This window comes from Sphingomonas segetis, from assembly GCF_009720245.1.
In the GTDB taxonomy this organism is placed as follows: domain Bacteria; phylum Pseudomonadota; class Alphaproteobacteria; order Sphingomonadales; family Sphingomonadaceae; genus Sphingomicrobium; species Sphingomicrobium segetis.
Map to the genome: position 1 here is coordinate 1 of NZ_WJSQ01000057.1, position 15,948 is coordinate 15,948.

The 15,948-nt window shown below is 66.5% G+C and carries 19 protein-coding genes; 9 read left to right on the forward strand and 10 right to left on the reverse strand.

Going from position 1 to position 15,948, the window contains the following annotated elements; genetic code table 11:
• Positions 1 to 255 (reverse strand): LD-carboxypeptidase (locus GH737_RS07345; RefSeq protein ID WP_196233040.1); only part of this gene is annotated, 255 nt, incomplete at its 3' end.
• A gap of 82 nt (positions 256 to 337) precedes the next feature.
• Here GH737_RS07345 and GH737_RS15235 point away from each other — a divergent pair.
• The 5 genes from GH737_RS15235 (at position 338) to GH737_RS07370 (ending at position 5,347) form a co-directional block, all read left to right on the forward strand.
• On the forward strand, positions 338 to 856 hold the full coding sequence (locus GH737_RS15235; RefSeq protein WP_196233041.1) for a PilZ domain-containing protein: 519 nt from the start codon (positions 338 to 340) through the stop codon (positions 854 to 856).
• 70 nt (positions 857 to 926) lie between these two features.
• On the forward strand, positions 927 to 2,630 hold the full coding sequence (locus tag GH737_RS07355; protein WP_155264194.1) for an N-acyl-D-amino-acid deacylase family protein: 1,704 nt from the start codon (positions 927 to 929) through the stop codon (positions 2,628 to 2,630).
• 360 nt (positions 2,631 to 2,990) lie between these two features.
• Positions 2,991 to 4,397, forward strand: coding sequence for a UDP-N-acetylmuramate--L-alanine ligase (locus GH737_RS07360; RefSeq protein WP_155264195.1), 1,407 nt, complete (start codon positions 2,991 to 2,993; stop codon positions 4,395 to 4,397).
• Between the two features lie 81 nt (positions 4,398 to 4,478).
• Entirely contained in the window at positions 4,479 to 4,859 is a 381-nt protein-coding gene (locus tag GH737_RS07365; protein ID WP_155264196.1) for a hypothetical protein, read from the forward strand.
• The gene (locus tag GH737_RS07370; RefSeq protein WP_155264197.1) at positions 4,859 to 5,347 is read left to right on the forward strand and encodes a 5' nucleotidase, NT5C type; all 489 of its coding nucleotides are present in this window, start codon (positions 4,859 to 4,861) and stop codon (positions 5,345 to 5,347) included. The genes GH737_RS07365 and GH737_RS07370 overlap by 1 nt, the downstream gene beginning before the upstream one ends.
• A 90-nt stretch (positions 5,348 to 5,437) precedes the next feature.
• On the opposite strand, the gene GH737_RS07375 is transcribed toward GH737_RS07370, so the two are convergent.
• Both GH737_RS07375 and GH737_RS07380 read right to left on the reverse strand, forming a co-directional pair.
• On the reverse strand, positions 5,438 to 5,989 hold the full coding sequence (locus tag GH737_RS07375) for a hypothetical protein (RefSeq protein WP_196233042.1): 552 nt from the start codon (positions 5,987 to 5,989) through the stop codon (positions 5,438 to 5,440).
• 195 nt (positions 5,990 to 6,184) lie between these two features.
• Entirely contained in the window at positions 6,185 to 6,394 is a 210-nt protein-coding gene (locus GH737_RS07380) for a hypothetical protein (protein ID WP_155264198.1), read from the reverse strand.
• Between the two features lie 154 nt (positions 6,395 to 6,548).
• Here GH737_RS07380 and GH737_RS07385 point away from each other — a divergent pair, with 154 nt between their 5' ends.
• Positions 6,549 to 7,763, forward strand: coding sequence for a sensor histidine kinase (locus tag GH737_RS07385; protein WP_196233043.1), 1,215 nt, complete (start codon positions 6,549 to 6,551; stop codon positions 7,761 to 7,763).
• Positions 7,756 to 8,502: a LytR/AlgR family response regulator transcription factor gene (locus tag GH737_RS07390; protein ID WP_155264200.1), complete on the forward strand. Its 747-nt coding sequence runs from the start codon at positions 7,756 to 7,758 to the stop codon at positions 8,500 to 8,502. The genes GH737_RS07385 and GH737_RS07390 overlap by 8 nt, the downstream gene beginning before the upstream one ends.
• A 55-nt stretch (positions 8,503 to 8,557) precedes the next feature.
• On the opposite strand, the gene GH737_RS07395 is transcribed toward GH737_RS07390, so the two are convergent.
• From GH737_RS07395 to GH737_RS07405, 3 genes are all read right to left on the reverse strand, one after another.
• A complete protein-coding gene (locus tag GH737_RS07395; RefSeq protein ID WP_155264201.1) occupies positions 8,558 to 8,905 on the reverse strand; it encodes a UrcA family protein in 348 nt (115 codons plus the stop codon).
• A 192-nt stretch (positions 8,906 to 9,097) separates the two neighbouring features.
• A complete protein-coding gene (locus GH737_RS07400; protein WP_155264202.1) occupies positions 9,098 to 10,387 on the reverse strand; it encodes a dicarboxylate/amino acid:cation symporter in 1,290 nt (429 codons plus the stop codon).
• A complete protein-coding gene (locus GH737_RS07405; protein WP_155264203.1) occupies positions 10,384 to 11,148 on the reverse strand; it encodes a class I SAM-dependent methyltransferase in 765 nt (254 codons plus the stop codon). Before GH737_RS07405 ends, GH737_RS07400 begins: the two co-directional genes overlap by 4 nt.
• Before the next feature lie 138 nt (positions 11,149 to 11,286).
• Between GH737_RS07405 and GH737_RS07410 the strand changes: the two genes are divergently transcribed.
• A complete protein-coding gene (locus GH737_RS07410) occupies positions 11,287 to 12,039 on the forward strand; it encodes a hypothetical protein (RefSeq protein ID WP_155264204.1) in 753 nt (250 codons plus the stop codon).
• Here the strand turns inward: GH737_RS07410 and GH737_RS07415 are convergent.
• Complete coding sequence (locus GH737_RS07415; RefSeq protein ID WP_230558682.1) at positions 12,036 to 12,500, reverse strand: GFA family protein; 465 nt, start codon at positions 12,498 to 12,500, stop codon at positions 12,036 to 12,038. The two genes, GH737_RS07410 and GH737_RS07415, sit on opposite strands and share 4 nt — an antisense overlap.
• Positions 12,497 to 14,089: a flavin monoamine oxidase family protein gene (locus GH737_RS07420; RefSeq protein WP_155264205.1), complete on the reverse strand. Its 1,593-nt coding sequence runs from the start codon at positions 14,087 to 14,089 to the stop codon at positions 12,497 to 12,499. Before GH737_RS07420 ends, GH737_RS07415 begins: the two co-directional genes overlap by 4 nt.
• A 152-nt stretch (positions 14,090 to 14,241) precedes the next feature.
• Here GH737_RS07420 and GH737_RS07425 point away from each other — a divergent pair, with 152 nt between their 5' ends.
• A complete protein-coding gene (locus tag GH737_RS07425) occupies positions 14,242 to 14,706 on the forward strand; it encodes a ferritin-like domain-containing protein (RefSeq protein WP_155264206.1) in 465 nt (154 codons plus the stop codon).
• A gap of 53 nt (positions 14,707 to 14,759) precedes the next feature.
• On the opposite strand, the gene folE is transcribed toward GH737_RS07425, so the two are convergent.
• Both folE and GH737_RS07435 read right to left on the reverse strand, forming a co-directional pair.
• Positions 14,760 to 15,383, reverse strand: a complete 624-nt coding sequence (gene folE / locus GH737_RS07430; protein WP_155264207.1) for a GTP cyclohydrolase I FolE — start codon at positions 15,381 to 15,383, stop codon at positions 14,760 to 14,762.
• Positions 15,380 to 15,948, reverse strand: a 569-nt coding sequence (locus GH737_RS07435) for an FAD/NAD(P)-binding protein (protein ID WP_420853427.1), incomplete at its 5' end; no start/stop codon positions are given. The genes GH737_RS07435 and folE, both read right to left, overlap by 4 nt.

Consider the following 15,948-nt stretch of genomic DNA (forward strand, 5'->3'; position numbering starts at 1 on the left):
GAGCGCCGCCTCGGCGATGCGGTTGGAGCCGTAGCCGCCGCGCGCGAACCAGACAGCATCGATGGCGCGGTCGGCCATGACCTCGCGGAGCGCCGCGAGCCGCGCCTCGTCCGGCCCCGCGAAATGCCCGTCGGACAGGAAGCATTGGGGATGGACGACAAGCTCGCAGTCGCCGCGCTCGGCGACCAAGGCCTGCACACGCTCCGCGGCCTTGGCCGTGAGCGGGCAGCTGGGGGCGACGACGGCGATGCGCATCGGCGCTTTAGACCCGCTCGGTAATCACTTCGCAAGCACTGCCGCTTACCCTCGCGGAGGCTCAATCAGCGGGAGCGAATCAATGTCGGACGTCCTGGTCTATGAGCGGGCACCTGCCTCGTTCGCAGCGGGGCTCGCCCAGCGCGGGCATCACATCGTCTATCGCGCCAACTCGTCCAACCATTGCCCGGGCTGCGGCCGGTCGCACTGGTATATCGGCCGAGTGAGCGCGGAGTGCGGCTTCTGCGGCACCGCGATCCCGCTCGCCGAGGCACGGCACGACGAGACGGTTGCGCCGGTGCGACGGCGCCCGGCAGTCCGCTCAGCCGACCAGCGCCGCCACCCCCGGGTCGCTGCCAAGGACCGCAAGCTCCAGCTGCTCATCGACGGCTCGCCGAGCAGCTTCGCGCTGCATAACATCTCCGAAGGCGGCGCAATGGGCGACAATGCCGCCGACCTTGCGCCGGGGGCCAGGGTCCACGTGCGCTTCGAAGGCGGCATCGTCGTGCCCGCGGTCGTCAAATGGGCCGAGGACGGGCTCGTCGGCCTCGCCTTCGACGCACCGCTGACGCTCGACCATTCGGAGAAGCCGGCGAACTGACCGGACGGCCTTCCGGGTAGCGCCTCCTCGCCGGATGGTGCAGCTTACCCCTGCGATTTGGGGGGAAGCGATGAACAGAAGGATTGCGCTGGGCCTGGCGATTGCCGGGCTTTTTCTGACCTCGGCGACGCCGGTCCCGGCGAGCTACGGCGTGCTGATCCGCGGCGGCACGATTTACGACGGGTCCGGCAGCGTGCCTTATGTCGGCGACGTCGCGATCGAAGGCGACAAGATCGTCTTTGTCGGGCCGCACGCATCGGGGCGCGCCACGCGGACCATCGACGCAACCGGCAAGGCCGTTTCACCCGGATTCATCAACATGCTGAGCTGGGCCAACGAGGATGTGATCGCCGATCCGCGCGGGATGAGCGACACTTACCAGGGCGTCACGCTCGAGGTGATGGGCGAAGGCAATTCGATGGGCCCGTGGACGCCGGCGATGAAACGGCTCGAGCTCAAGCGGCAAAGCGACATCCGATATCCGATCAAGTGGACCACGCTCGGCGAGTATCTCGGCTGGCTGACGAGGAAGGGGATCACGCCAAACGTCGCCTCGTTCGTCGGCGCGACCACCGTGCGCGTCCATGAACTCGGCGAGAAAGACGTCGACCCCACGCCCGCGCAGCTCGACCGGATGCGGGCCCTCGTGCGGAAGGCGATGAAGGAAGGCGCGGTCGGCGTCGGCTCCTCGATGATCTACGCGCCCGCGACCTATGCCGAGACCCCCGAGCTGGTCGCGCTTGCGCACGAGGCGGCGCGCTGCGGCGGCATGTACATCAGCCACATCCGCGACGAGGGGCCGAAGCTGCTCGAAGCGATCGACGAGCTGGTCACGATCTCGCGGGAGTCCGGCGCCCCTGCCGAAATCTACCACTACAAGCAGGCGGGCAAAGCCAACTGGGGCAAGATCGACGCGGCGATCGCGCGGGTGAACGATGCGCGCGCGTCGGGGCTGCGGATCACCGCCGACATGTACACGTATGCCGCCAGCTCGACCGGCTTCGACGCGGCGTTCCCGTCATGGATGCAGGACGGCGGCCTGGAGGCGTGGATCGAGCGCCTCAAGGACCCTGCCCTTCGCGCCAAGGCGATTGCCGAAATGAAGGGGCCGAAAGGCACGGAGAACGCGAAGCTGATCGTCGACGATCCCGACAAGGTGCTGCTGGTCGGCTTCAAGACCGCGAAGCTCAAGCCGCTGACCGGCAAGACGCTCGGCCAGGTGGCGCGCGAGCGCGGCAAGCCGCCGGCCGAAGTCGCCGCCGACCTGATCGTCGCCGACGGCACCCGCATCCAGCTCGTCTATTTCTCGATGAACCCCGATAATGTGAAGCGCGAGATCGCTCTGCCGTGGATGAGCTTCGGCTCCGACGCGGGCAGCCAGGCGCCCGAAGGCGTGTTCCTCAAGTCGAGCACCCATCCGCGAGCGTACGGCAATGTGGCGCGCCTGCTCGGCCATCATGTCCGCGACCAGCATGCGACGACTCTGCAGGACGCGATCCACCGGCTGAGCTGGCTTCCGGCGAGCAATCTCGGGATCAAGGGCCGCGGAGCGCTGCTACCCGGCTATTATGCCGACGTGGTCGTGTTCGACCCCGCGACGATCCGCGACAATGCGACCTACGAAAAGCCGCAGCAGCTCGCGAGCGGCGTCGACGACGTGTTCATCAACGGCGTCCAGGTGCTGAAGGACGGCAAGCACACGGGCGCCAAGCCGGGGCGCTTCGTTCGGGGGCCAGGATGGACCGGATGGCCGGGCGGCGGGGCGTGCCGATGAGGGCGGGATGCTTAATGGCAGCATCCGACCAGGTGTCGGACCAACCCAGAAACCGCTTGCGCTCCGGGGGGCGTCCACAGATGGAAAGCAGACATCAGCCGCCAAGCGCACGCCGTCGTGCTAATGTCCGCTTTGGGTCGAAAGCTGTCATCCGGCCGTCTCAGATTCTGCTGTCCTACACGGGCCTGTCGACGGCATAGGCTCGGCGGTGAAACGCAGCTGCTCGCAGAAGGCATCGTCGGAGCGAAGAGCGCGCATCGAAAACGGGCTCGTCACTGCGAACATTGGAACATTCGAGGACGCCTGCTCACCCGACGCATGGTGCTGGCCACGGAGGCTCGCGTTGAATAGGGCGCGGCCATGATCGATTCTCCCGTTTTCTTCAGCGGCATCGGCGGAAGCGGGATGCTGCCGCTCGCCTCCATCGTGCGCGCGTCCGGCGCGAAGGTGGCGGGCTCCGACCGTTCGCTCGACGCGGGGCGGACTCCGCACAAGTTCGATTATCTCCGCTCGCTCGGGATCCAGCTGTTCCCGCAGGACGGCTCCGGGCTTCAGGACGGAATGACGCTCGTCACTTCGGCCGCGGTCGAGGACACCGTGCCCGACGTGGTCCGCGCGCGCGAGCTCAGGCTCACGCACCTCACCCGCCCGCAATTCCTCGCCAAGCTGCTCAACGCTGCCCTGCGAAGCGTCGCGGTCGGCGGGACCAGCGGCAAGTCCACTGTGACGGGCATGATCGGCTGGATCCTCCACGCCTGCCACCGCCAGCCGACGGTGATGAACGGCGCGGTGATGAAGAATTTCGTCACGCCCGCCGCGCCGTTCGCGAGCGCGCTGGTGGGCGATCCAGAGCTGTTCGTCAGCGAGGTCGACGAGAGCGACGGCTCGATCGCACTCTACCGGCCGGAGATCGCGGTGCTGACCAACATCAGCCTCGACCACAAGGAAATGGACGAGCTTCGGACGCTGTTCGCGCATTTTCTCAACGCATCGCGCAAGGCGGTGCTCAACCTCGACGATCCCGAGACGCGAGCGCTTTCGGCAACCGTGCCCGTCGGCAAGGTGATCGGATTCGGCTTCGACAGCCCCGGCGCCGATTTGATGGGCAAGGCGCTTCAGCTCGATGCTGACGGGGTGAGCTTCGCGGTCGAAACAGAGGGCGAGCGGCACGAGGTCAAGCTGCGGGTGCCCGGCCGCCACAATGCCTCGAACGCGCTTGCCGCAATTGCCGCGGCGCGCGCGCTCGGCGTGCCGGTGGCGGATGCCGCCGCGGCGCTTGGGCGGTTCGAAGGCTTGCGGCGGCGGCTCGAAACCGTCGGCGAAGCGAGCGGCGTCAGGGTCATCGACGATTTCGCGCATAATCCCGACAAGATCGCCGCCACGCTGGCGACGCTGCGCGCTCACCCGGGACGGCTGCTGATCATGTTCCAGCCGCACGGCTACGGACCGCTGAGCAAGATGGGCGAGCAGCTCGCCGACGCTTTCGTCGCCGGGATGGCGCCGGGCGACCGCCTCTATCTTCCCGACCCGGTCTATCAAGGCGGCACCGTCGAGCGGACTCGCGGCTCGGACTGGCTTACGGAGCAGTTGAAGGAGCGCGGGCGCGACGCGGTCCACATTGCCGAACGGGCGACGATCGGCAACGCGCTGGTCGACGAGGCGAAGGCCGGCGACCGAATCCTCGTCATGGGCGCGCGCGACGACACTTTGATCGATTTCGCGCGCGAGCTGGTGGAAAGATTGGGTTCGTCATCGCTAGGAGCGTAGCGACGCGGCGACCCAGTTGTGGATTGCTTCGCGTCGCTCGCAATGACGAAACCCTTTGAGCATGACGACTGTTGAGCCAACATGGCCAAACCTGGAACCGTGACCGGCTGGAAGCTGCCGGAGACCGAGCGCGAGCTGCTACTCCGCCGCTTCCCGCCCAAATATGAGAATGTCGTGGCCGATCACGTCACCCTGCGGGTCGGCGCGACGCCTGACACGCCGCTGCCCAACAAGCCGGAGAGCGCGAAGGTCGTCGGGCGCGCCGACGACGGCCGCAGCCTCGAGTGCCTCGTTGTCGAGCTCGACGGCACCACCGACCGGCCCGACGGGTCGACCTATCACGTCACCTGGTCGCTCGGGCCCGGCCGCCGCGCGCGGGAGAGCAACGACGTGCTTCGCGACCAGGGCTGGGAATTCATTGAAGCGCCGATCCCCGTCGAGCTGGAGCCCGCACGCTTCTGATGCCGGAGCCACGCCTGTTCCTCGACGCGGATGGCGTGCTCGCCGATTTCGATGAGGGCGCGTTGCGGCTGCTCGGCATGACTCTGCGCGAATATGAACGGAAACACGGCCGCGGCGCGTTCTGGAAGCGGCTCGCGCAGGCAAAGAATTTCTACGGGACGCTGCCCGAGATGCCGGACGCGCGGGTGCTGTTCGACGCGGTCAAGCACCTCGATCCGACGATCCTCACCGGGCTTCCGCTTGGGCGTTGGGCCGCGCCTCAGAAGGTCGAGTGGGCGGCGGAGCATTTCCCCGGGGTTCCGATCATCACCTGCATGGCCCGCGACAAGCACAAACACATGCATGCCGGCGACGTGCTGGTCGACGACCGGGAAAACCACCGCGCCGCGTACGAAGCGGCGTGCGTGACCTTCATCCACCACCGCAATGCCGAGGACAGCCTGAGGCAGCTGGCGGCGATTTATCCGTCGGTGAAGGTGGCTGCATAACTCGTCATCCCGGACTTGATCCGGGATCCGCCTTTCTCTTGAACAGGGAAAGGAAGGCAGGCCCCGGCTCAAGGCCGGGGTGACGGGAGGCTAAGCCGCCGCCTTCAGGTCGACCTTCTCGACCCACTCGGGCCAGAACACCGGCTCGCGGCTCGACCAGCCCGGCGCGGTCGCGGCGCTCTCGCTGATCGACTGGAGCAGGATGCGGCGGCGATCCGGATGAAGGTGCGGAAGCGCGGCGGCGGCGCAGAAAGCCGCGGGCAGCCACGGCCGCGAGGCTGCGCCGATCAGCCGCTCGTAGAGGAAACGATAGGCGGCGAAGTTCGGCAGCCGGTCCTGGCCGAGGTCGAAAGCGGAAATGGTGATCAGCATGCCGAGGAACGGCTCGATCATGTCGAGGCCGCTGTCGTCCGGAACCTGCATCCGCAGATGGTCGAGCTGCTTGTAGAGGCGGGCCTGAGCGCGGATCGACGCGGCTTCGCCCTCGTCGCGAGCCCAGCATTCGATCGCGTCGCGGCGGCCGTAGGCGACGTCGAGCGAGCGGCGGATGTAGCGCTGCGTCGCTTTCGGGAAGCCTGCGAACTCCTTCATTTCGGAGATCAGCATCGCCCCACTTGCCGGCTGGCTGGTCCGCGTAATCATGAACCCGACTCCTTTTGCCCAGGCGGGATCATGCGGCTGATATGGTTGCGAGATACTTAACCACAGTCCCACCCCCCGTTCAGATTGAATCAGAGGGGAGTCACCGCGTCTAGGCCAGAAATTGACCTGCGGGCTCAAAACTGTGGATTGTTGATTTATTGCAACGCCGGTGCTTTTTTGTGACGGCGCCGTAATCTATTCAGGAAAACCGGACGATGGCGCCGGTTCTTGTGAACCCGGTTGCGCTGCCGACGACGGATCGGACGCGTCCATCGACTCATCGCTTCCGACGTCCGCCTTGAGGTTCGGGTCATTGGGGTTGCGCTTCAGCTTCTGCTCCAGATCCTTTCCCGGGGCGGCCGAATGCACGGCCGGCGGCGGCTTGCCCTTCTTGCGGTCGTTCACAGGAGCATCTCCATGGCTTAACATTGCCGGCGTGTAACGAGCAGGGCGCGCGAGGCGTTCCGCAAACCGTCCGTTTCGACGGGGAGCGCCGGCGCTTCTGCCAACGGGCAAGGGGCGGTTTGCGCGAAGCGGATTTTGCGACATGACGGAACCAATGCTCATGATGCCCCATCCGGCGGCCAGAACACGGCTTGGCGACTGGCCGCTCGCCGTCAAATCCATTCTCGGCTTCTGGCTCTTCTACGCCCTCACGGTTGTCGCGAGGGCGTTTCTCGGCTCGGACCCGTGGACGGTGATCTACAACCGCTCGTTCACCGTCGGCTGCGGGATCGTGCTGACCTTCGGAATCTATCTCGCGGTCGATTTCCTCGCACCCGCCGCGAGCCTTCGCCGCAAGGCGGTGATCGCCGGGGCCGCATCGGTGATTGCCGCCGCGATCCTTTCGGGTCTCGCCATCTGGGCCGACCGCTTCCAGGACAAGCCGCAGGACGAAATCCACTACGTCTCGCGCGAAGGCTATCACGTCACCGACCTCGGCAGCCAGACGATTATCGACCGGCCGAACGCCGAGCCGGTGGTGATCACCTGGCCGCGCGCTACGGAGCTGGCGCCTTACGAGCAGTTCCGCTCGCTCGCCGACATCATGGTCGTGTGGCTGTTCTTCTTCGCCGCGTGGAGCGCCTTCTACATTGCGATGGTCGCGCAGTCCGAAGCGCACGGCGCCGAACGGCGAGCGGCGGACGCGGAAGCAGCGGCGCAGGTCGCGCAGGTCCGCGCGCTGCGCTACCAGATCAACCCGCATTTCCTGTTCAACACGCTCAACTCGCTTTCGTCGCTGGTGATGACGAACCGCACCGACCGCGCCGAAGCGATGCTGCTCGCGCTCTCCACCTTCTTCAGGACGAGCCTGTCGCTCGACCCGGGCGCAAACGTCACGCTGGCCGAGGAGATCGACCTCCAGCGCCTCTACCTCGACATCGAGAAGGCCCGCTTCCCCGACCGGCTTCACGTCGAGATCGACGTGCCGCAGGAGCTCGAGCAGGCGCGGCTCCCGGCGCTGCTGCTCCAGCCGATCGTCGAGAATGCGATCAAATACGGCGTGTCGAAGAGCCGCAAGGCGGTTCTGATCCGGATCGAGGCTCGCCACCTCGACGATCACCGAATGGTCGTGGAGGTCAGCAATCGGCTCAAGAATGGCGGCAAGGAGGACCATCCCGCCGCCACGCACGAGGGAACGGGTCTCGGCCTCGCCAACGTATGCCAGCGGCTCGACGCGCGGTTCGGAAGCCGCTCGAGCTGCCGCTTCGGGCCGATGAGCGGCGGCGGTTACAAGGTTTCGCTGACGATGCCGGTCGAAACGAATGCCTGAGGAAGCCCCGCTCCGGGTCTTGATCGCCGACGACGAGCCGCTGGCCGCGGAACGGCTGCAACTGCTGCTCGCGCGCGCCGAGGGTGCCCAGCTGGTCGGCACGGCAAGCGACGGCGATTCCGCGATCAACCTCACCGACGCTTTGCACCCCGACGTGCTGCTGCTCGACATCGCGATGCCCGGCCTCGACGGGATCGGCGTGGCGCGCGCGCTGGCCGCCCAGGAGCCCTCCCCGGCCGTCGTGTTCGTGACCGCGTTCGACCAGTTCGCGGTGGCGGCGTTCGAGGTCGAAGCAGTCGATTATCTGATGAAGCCGGTCGAGCCCGCCCGGCTGCAGCGCGCGCTCGACCGCGCGCGGACCTATCTGCGCCAGCGGACCGGACAGCCGCAGCCGGGAAAGAGCTCCCAATGGCTCGAGGAATTCTGGGCGTCCGACCTGTCGGGCCTCGTGCGCATCGCCGCGCAGGACGTCGACCGGGTTTCCGCGGAACGCGACTACATGCGACTCCACGTCGGGCGGCGCAGCTGGCTGATTCACCATTCGATGGCCGCGCTCGAGGAAGGCCTGAACCCCGAGCTGTTCGTCCGGCTCCACCGCTCGGCAATCGTGCGCAGGGACTTCATTACGGGATTTACGCGCAACCAGTCGGGACGCTGGATCGCGCGCCTCGCCGACGGCACCGAGCAGCCGGTCGGCCGCCTCTATTCGGACCGGGTCCGGGCGATCGCCGGCCGCTGACGAAAGAAAACCGCCGCGCGTGGGAAGACGCGCGGCGGCTTGAAGTCCAGGCTACTCACCGGGCGGTGACGATCAGCGCCGCCGCGCCGCCGACGGTCACGGTGCCATGCCTCGCCGCCGCGACTGCCTGCTCGTAGGCCGGCGTGGCGCCCTGAATCGCATCGTTGCGGCACAGGTTGGCGGCCTTCTCCAGCGGGATCTGCCGCGAATCCTCGAATTCGCAGACCACGCGCGCCGCGAAGGCGATGCGCCGCTGAAGCACGTTCGCCCCCGCGTCCGATGCGAGATTGAGGTCTGCATAGGACACTCTGACGGAATTGGATTCCGCTGCCAGGCTGACCGTCGGCAGGACGAGCGTGCCGGCGACGAGAAGCGCGGCAACGGCCGGAATGGTCTTCAACATCTCGCGTCTCCTTATTTGCGACGCGGGACGGCTGGGGAAGGTTGAGACTGACTCGGCCCCGCGTCGCAGCTTCCTTGTGCCGCGGTCCGCCGAGCAGTTCACTTGAGCGTCGATAACCGTGAGCGGATTGTCGGCAGCGCGACGGAGGGCTTTCGTGTGTCGTCGAATCGACGAACGGCGGTCAGCCGGCGTTCAGCTTTCGGGCAGCTCCGCGGTCCGCCTGTCGACAACCGCGGCGAGCGCGACGTCGAACGTAACGTTGCCGAGCGTGCGGAAAATATCCGGCACCATCTCGACCGCAACCAGCAGCGCCAGGGGCGCAATGGGAACGCCGAGCGCCATCGCAATCGGCGCGATCGAGCTGATGTAGGTAATCTCGCCGGGCAGGCTGACGGCGCCGTAGCTCATCACCGCGCCGACGGCGACCGCGGCGAGCATCTGCGGCGGTGTCGGATGCAGGCCGAGCCAGTGCGCGACATAGAAAGCTACCGCTACGTTCATCGCCGGGCCGGTCGAGCGGAACAGCGCGACGGCAAGCGGCAGCGACACGTCGGCGACGCGCGGGCGAATGCCGAGCGATTGGGCCGCGGTCAGCATCGCCGGCAGGGAAGCCAGCGATGAACGGGTGGAGATCGCGACCGTCTGCGGGCCGATCATCGCCTTGGTGAAGGCGCCTGGCCGCCTGCCGCCTCCGATAATGCCCAGCGGGTAGGCGGCGAGGATCATCCAGAGCATGCCGACGGCGGATACCAAAGCGATGTAATGGCCGAGGCCCGCGAAGGCGGCGCCGCCGGCCTCCGAGCCGACCGCGAACGCAAGCCCGAACACGCCGAGCGGGGCAATCCACAGCACCCAGCCGATGATCACCAGCAGCGCTTCGGCGATGGCTTCGAACAAAGTGACGACGGTGCGGCGCGCCGCCTCGCCGATGCGGGTCAAAGCGAGAGCGAACAGCAGTGCGAACACCACCAGCGGAAGCACGTCTCCATTCGACGCGGCGGCGATCACATTGGGAGGGATCACGCCCTTGAAGAAGTCGGCGACGCCGGGCAGCGGCCCCGTCGGCTGTTGCTCGATGCCGGCAAGCGCGCCGCGCAGCCCGTCAGCCGTCGCTTGCGGTAGGGGGAAAGCGTGGGTCATGAGCAGCATGACGATTGCCCCGAAGATCGCCGAGAGGGTGCAGACGATGACGATCCACAGCACCGACCGTGCGGCGATTGTCCCTGCCCGCGCCGCCTCCGCGCTCCTGGCGACGCCGGTCACGAGCAAGGTGACGACCAGCGGGATGACGGTCATCTTGAGGCCGTTCAGCCACAAGGCGCCGATGAACGATGCAACTGACAGCGACGTGTCGTGGGCGGCTATTGGCCAGGCTCCGGCGAACAGGCCGAGCAAAAGCCCAACGATGAGCGCGGCGAGCGTCCAGTAAGCGCGGAAGTTTCTCGCCGCTTTCTCGGTCGATGCGGCGGTCGTCTCGCTCAACGAGGCTTCCGGAACTTGAACACGAAGCGATCGGTCTTGCCGCGGATGCTTTCGTCGAAGGGGTCAGTGCTGTGCGGGTCAGCGGGGTTTCGCAGCATGTCGCTGCTTCCGGCAAGGACGAACCCGGCGCGCTTGAAGTCTGCCTTGACCACTTCAGGGTCGATCCGGTGGTACTTCTCGACGGTGGCGCGGACGTCGCCGTTCGGCAACGCGACATGGTCGATCACGCCGATCACCGCGCCGGGCTTCATCGCCGCGTAGACCGCCTTCAGGAAGGCGTTCGGGTCCATCTGCGGAATGCCGTATTTTTCGTTCTGCCAGTAGGTGTCGTGATAATTGTCATTGAGGATCACGAAGTCGGCATAATTGTCCGGCAGCGCCGGAGCTTCGAACGGCGAGGTGACGATCGAGACATTCGGGTGCCTGGCGGCGAAGGCTTCGAACGACCGCTTGGTCTTCTCGCGATAGAATTGAGTTGGCTGCCAGACCGTCACGTGCCCCTTGGGACCGGCCACCGGCGCCTCGATCTCGGCCCAGTAGGCATTGGCGCCGAACAGGTCGAGCACCTGCATCCCCGGCTTGAGCCCGAGAAACTGCAGCAATTGCGCGGGCTTGCGGCCGGCATCGAGCTTGACGTTGTCGGCCGTGCGGTCCGGCGCCGCAACCGCAGCGGCGATCGTCGGCGGCTTCGCCGCCGCGATGATTGGAGCAGTGGCAGCGCAAAGCGCGAACGCGGCTGCAAGCATGGTCAGGTGGCGCATCGTCGGTCTCCCCTTCGCCAGAACGTCGGCGGTTCTATTGATGCGAAACAAGTTGCGCCAGCGTCACGTGACGGTCGTTGATTGGCCGCAAGGTTTCGACCAAGATGCGGCCCAGCAGCATTTGCCGGGGGTGGAAAGATGGCAACTGTCGTGATGTCGGGCACGGACCGCAAAGTGTCCGAGCGCAAATTCTACTCGCGCATGGCGCTGTTCCTCGTTTTCGTCGTCCTGCTCGGCTTCGGGCCGAGTTTCTACCTCAGGAACATAGTCCCCGCTTATCCGCGCCCGAACCCGACGCTTCCGCCGGCCGTCATTTTTCACGGGCTGGTGTTCACGAGCTGGATGGCGCTGGTCGTCGTCCAGACGCAGCTCATCGCCGCGCGCAGGCACGCGGTGCACATGCAGCTCGGCAAACTCGGCATGCTGCTCGCGATCCTGATCATTCCCGTGATGTATCTGACCGCCGTGGGGCAGGTCGAGCGCGCCAACCAGCCGCCGTTCACCGATCCGCTGACCTGGACGATCGTTCCACTCGCGGTGATCGTTCCCTTCGCGGTCGTCGTGTGGAACGGCTGGGACAAGCGCCGCGACGTCCAGTCGCATAAGAGACTGATGCTGAGCGCGGCGATCATGGTGGTCATGGGACCGGCCATAGGGCGCCTCCCGATCGCGCCGCCCACCATGCTCGGCGGCAGCATCCAGCTCATTCTCGGGCTGGCGCTTTTCATTCCGCTGTTTCTGTGGGACCGGAAAACGATCGGACGAACGCATCCGTCGACGCGGCTCGGATTCGCCATGGGCGCGCTCGCCGTCGCCGTCCCGCTCGCGGTCTTCTGGTTCAATCTGCCATGGGCAAAGGTCGCCGCCCACCTGCCGGGCGTCGCAGCCTAGCCGAACAGCGCCTTTCGGCGCTCGAGGCTCTGGGGCGGCCAAACTTCCTTGCTGTCATAATAAGCGGCGACGGCAAGCGCGCCCTCGGGAAGCCGCACCCACGGGAGCTTCGAACGCGTGTAGATGTGGATGTCGGGCTCGACTTCGCCGGGGGCGTCGAGCGTCCCGACGCGGACGAAGCGCAGGACGTCCCTGGTGCCGCCATAGTTGCTCCACAAGGCAACCTGGCAGTCCGGGCAGCGCCATATCTGCTGGCCGCGTCCGCTCTCCGACGGGGTCATGACCGGCTGCGGCGATCCCTTGAGAGTCTCGACCTGGTCGCTTTCAATCAACGCATTGACGACGAATGCGGTGCCGGTTTGAGTCTGGCACGAGGTGCAGTGGCAGCAATGAACGAACATCGGCTCGCGCTCGAGGCGGTAGCGGACGGCACCGCACGCGCAGCCGCCCTCGCGGCTCACGCCGCCGCTCCCGCGAGTGCCCTCTCTTTTGCCATCGACTGGAGGAGCTTGAGCGCTTCGTGCGCGGACGTGGCGGCGCCTTCTTGCCAGGTCTGCTGATAGCTCAAATGCTCGCCAGCGAAGAGGATCGGACCCTCGGGCCTGATCAGCTCGCGGTACACGCTGCCCCGGTCGAGGTTGCCCCCGAAATCGGCGTCGCCCCACATCGGGCCGACGCCTTCCGAGTAAGGGGTGATGCCCCAGGCAACCGTCACCCCCTTGCCCAACAGGCGCGAGCGGCCCGGATGCAGCGCCTCGATCGACTCGCGACTGATCCGGAAGCGCTCTGCATGGGAGAGGGCGGCGAAGGCGTCGGGATTTTCCTGTCGCGTCCAGCCGGCACAATATGCGCCGACAATCACGCCCTTTTCAGTGCCGATCCCGCCCGACGGGTACATCACGTTTTCATTTGCACGATCGGTCCAGGCGAGCCCGCCGAAGATGTTGTCGTCCGTCTCCCAGAAGCGCGGCGCCTCGAACGCGAGCTTGACGCTGTGGATGTAGGCAGGCGCGGCGGCGATCGCGGCCTTCTTCGCCGGCGAGAAGTCGCTCGGAATCCTCGCGAGAACCGGCAGCGGGATGGTGCACAGGCAATAGTCAGCCTCCGTTGCCTGACTGCCCGGTCCATGCTCGATCCGCACCCGATCGCCGGCCCTGCGGATCGCCGACACTGGGATCCGCAGCCGCACCGCCGGCTTCACCTTGTCGTAGATGGCGTGTGCAATCCTATCCATGCCGCCGACCGGCTGGAGCATGGTCGACTGCATGTCCCAGATGTGCTCGAACAGGTACGGCAGGACGACCGCATCCGAAGGAGCGAGATCCTTCGCGCCTAGCGCCGGAAGCGGCACGGGAGGGTGGTCGTAGCCGCCGCCGTCTACCGAATAGCCGGACCGGCCGGTCGGGTGGTAAACGCCGTCGCGTCCGACGTTTGCATAGGGCGCGAGGAATCGCCTCACGGCATCGAGCTCGTCCTTCGGGACCACGCCGTCGAGCGCCTTGCGGTCGATCGCCTTGGCAAGCAGCTCGGCGAGATGCCCACGCATGTCCTCGACCATCCGCCGCTCGGGAACCACCTTCCCGCCGAAGTCCCAACCCGCATTGCGGTTGACGTTGATGAACGGCTCGAGCCGGACTCCGAACTTGCGGGCATAGCCGAGGATAACCCGATGGGTGCTCGGAACGCGCGCCGGGCCGGCATTGAAATACTGGCCCGGAGCGAATGTCGCGAGTTGGTCTGGACGCCCGCTCTGGACGATGCGGTCGCCGCCGCGGATGGTCCAGGAGCGGCCGCCGATTCGGTCACGGGCTTCGAGGACGGTCACCTTGTACCCGGCCTGCTGGAGCTCATAGGCGGAGATCAGCCCCGCGATGCCGGCGCCGAGGATGACGACCGAGCGTCCGCGTCCGCTCGACGGCGGCAGCTTGAAATTCTCGGCCCCCACCGGCGTCGGGAACGCAAGCCCAAGCGTTTCCATCGCCATGTAGGCGGCGCCGAGCCCCCCGGCCCGGCCCACCTGTTCGAGCAGTGCGCGGCGCGTGAGTGCCATCGCTTGTCCCCTCTGCGGCGCCGACTCGCGCCGGCCGCGCGGCAGACTGACAGCAATTCGCGGTCAGCGCCTGCATATTTTCAAGCGGACGCATCGGCTCCACGGCTCGCGCGTTCTTGAACTGAACCCCCGTGGAAAATGGAGCAAGAACGATGACCGACCATGAACATTCGGCCGAGATCAGCACGCTGAACACGCTGATCGCGACCACCATCGACAGCATCACCGGCTATGAGAATTCGGCCAAGGACATCGAGAGCGAGCGCTTCCGCGAGATCTTCCGCCAGCGCGCCGACGAGCGCCAGCAGGTCGTCGAGCAGCTGCGCAGCGAAGTCCGCCGGCTCGGCGGCAACCCCGAGGACGACGGCTCCTTCATGGGCAAGACCCACCAGCGCTTCGAGGACCTCAAGTCCGCGGTCACTGGCGGCGACGACAAGTCGATCATCAACGAGGTCGAGCGTGGCGAGGATTATCTCAAGGAGAAGTTCGAGACCGCGCTGAATTCAGACACGCTGACCGGCGAGGCCCGCTCGGTCGTCGAGCGCTGCTACCAGTCGGTCCGCCAGGGCCACGACCAGATCAGCCAGCTCAAGCACGGCATGGAAACCCACGCCTGACCTCGAATGAAATGGGCAGTCCCGGTCCAGGGACTGCCCACTTTTCTACCCAATCAATAGCCCATCAGCGCGAGCACTTCGCGGCGGCTTCGTTCGTCCTCGCGGAAAGTGCCCATCATTCGGCTCGTGGTCATCATCACGCCCGGAGTACGCACGCCGCGCGCGGTCATGCAGGCGTGGGTCGCTTCGATGACGACCGCGACCGCCTTCGGCTGGAGATGCTCCCAGATGGTGTCGGCAACCTGCGCGGTCAGCCGCTCCTGCACCTGGAGGCGCCGGGCAAATCCGTGGAGCACGCGCGCGAGCTTGCTGATCCCGACCACCTTGTTGTCCGGCAAATAGGCGATCGCGGCCTTGCCGATGATCGGGGCCATGTGGTGCTCGCAATGCGACTGGAACGGGATGTCCTTCAGAAGCACGATCTCGTCGTAGCCGCCGACCTCCTCGAAGGTTCGGCTGAGGTGATGCGCCGGATCTTCTTGGTAGCCGTGGGCGTATTCCTTCCATGCGCGCGCGACCCGGCGCGGCGTGTCGAGCAGGCCTTCGCGTTTCGGATCGTCGCCAGCCCAGCGGATCAGCGTCCGGACGGCTTCGGCGACTTCGTGCGGAATCTCGTAATCGGCGGGGGCCTCGACGAGGTCGCCGTTCTCGGGATCGCCCTGGTCCGTTGAAGTCATGCCTCCAGCTCCCGCGCCATATCTGCGGCGACCGCGGCCGCCTGTTCCCGGATATCGGGAACCGCAACGATTTCCCAATACCGTCCCTTGGTTAGAGGCCCGAGCGCCCACAAACGTTCCCCGGCCCGCGATTGCTCGTCGACCGCGAGGCCTATCCCGAGCTGGTCCGGCCGCACCTCGCCTTTGTCGAGCAAAGAGCGGAGCAACGGGTCGCGCGTGCGCTCGATCGAATGGAGCGGACCGGTGCAGTTGAACGCGTAAGCGAAGGTCATGCGCCGGGATGCATCGGCGCCCCGGCTGCGCAGCTCGACCTCGATGCCGTCGGGCGTTTCGGCGGCGGCGAGGATCCATCCGGCCATCACGCGCAGCCGACCTTCGCCGATCATTCGGGCAATCGTTGCGGCGACTTCGGGCGCGATCCGGTGGCGGTGGACGTCCCACCAGGGCCGCGCGTGCCGCAGGAAACGCTCCTGCTCGCCCTCGCACAGGCTTTGCCACAGCGCGTGGCTGTAGGGCCGCAGGCTGTCCACGGCCGCGCGCCAGCCCACCTCGGCGCTTCGCCGGC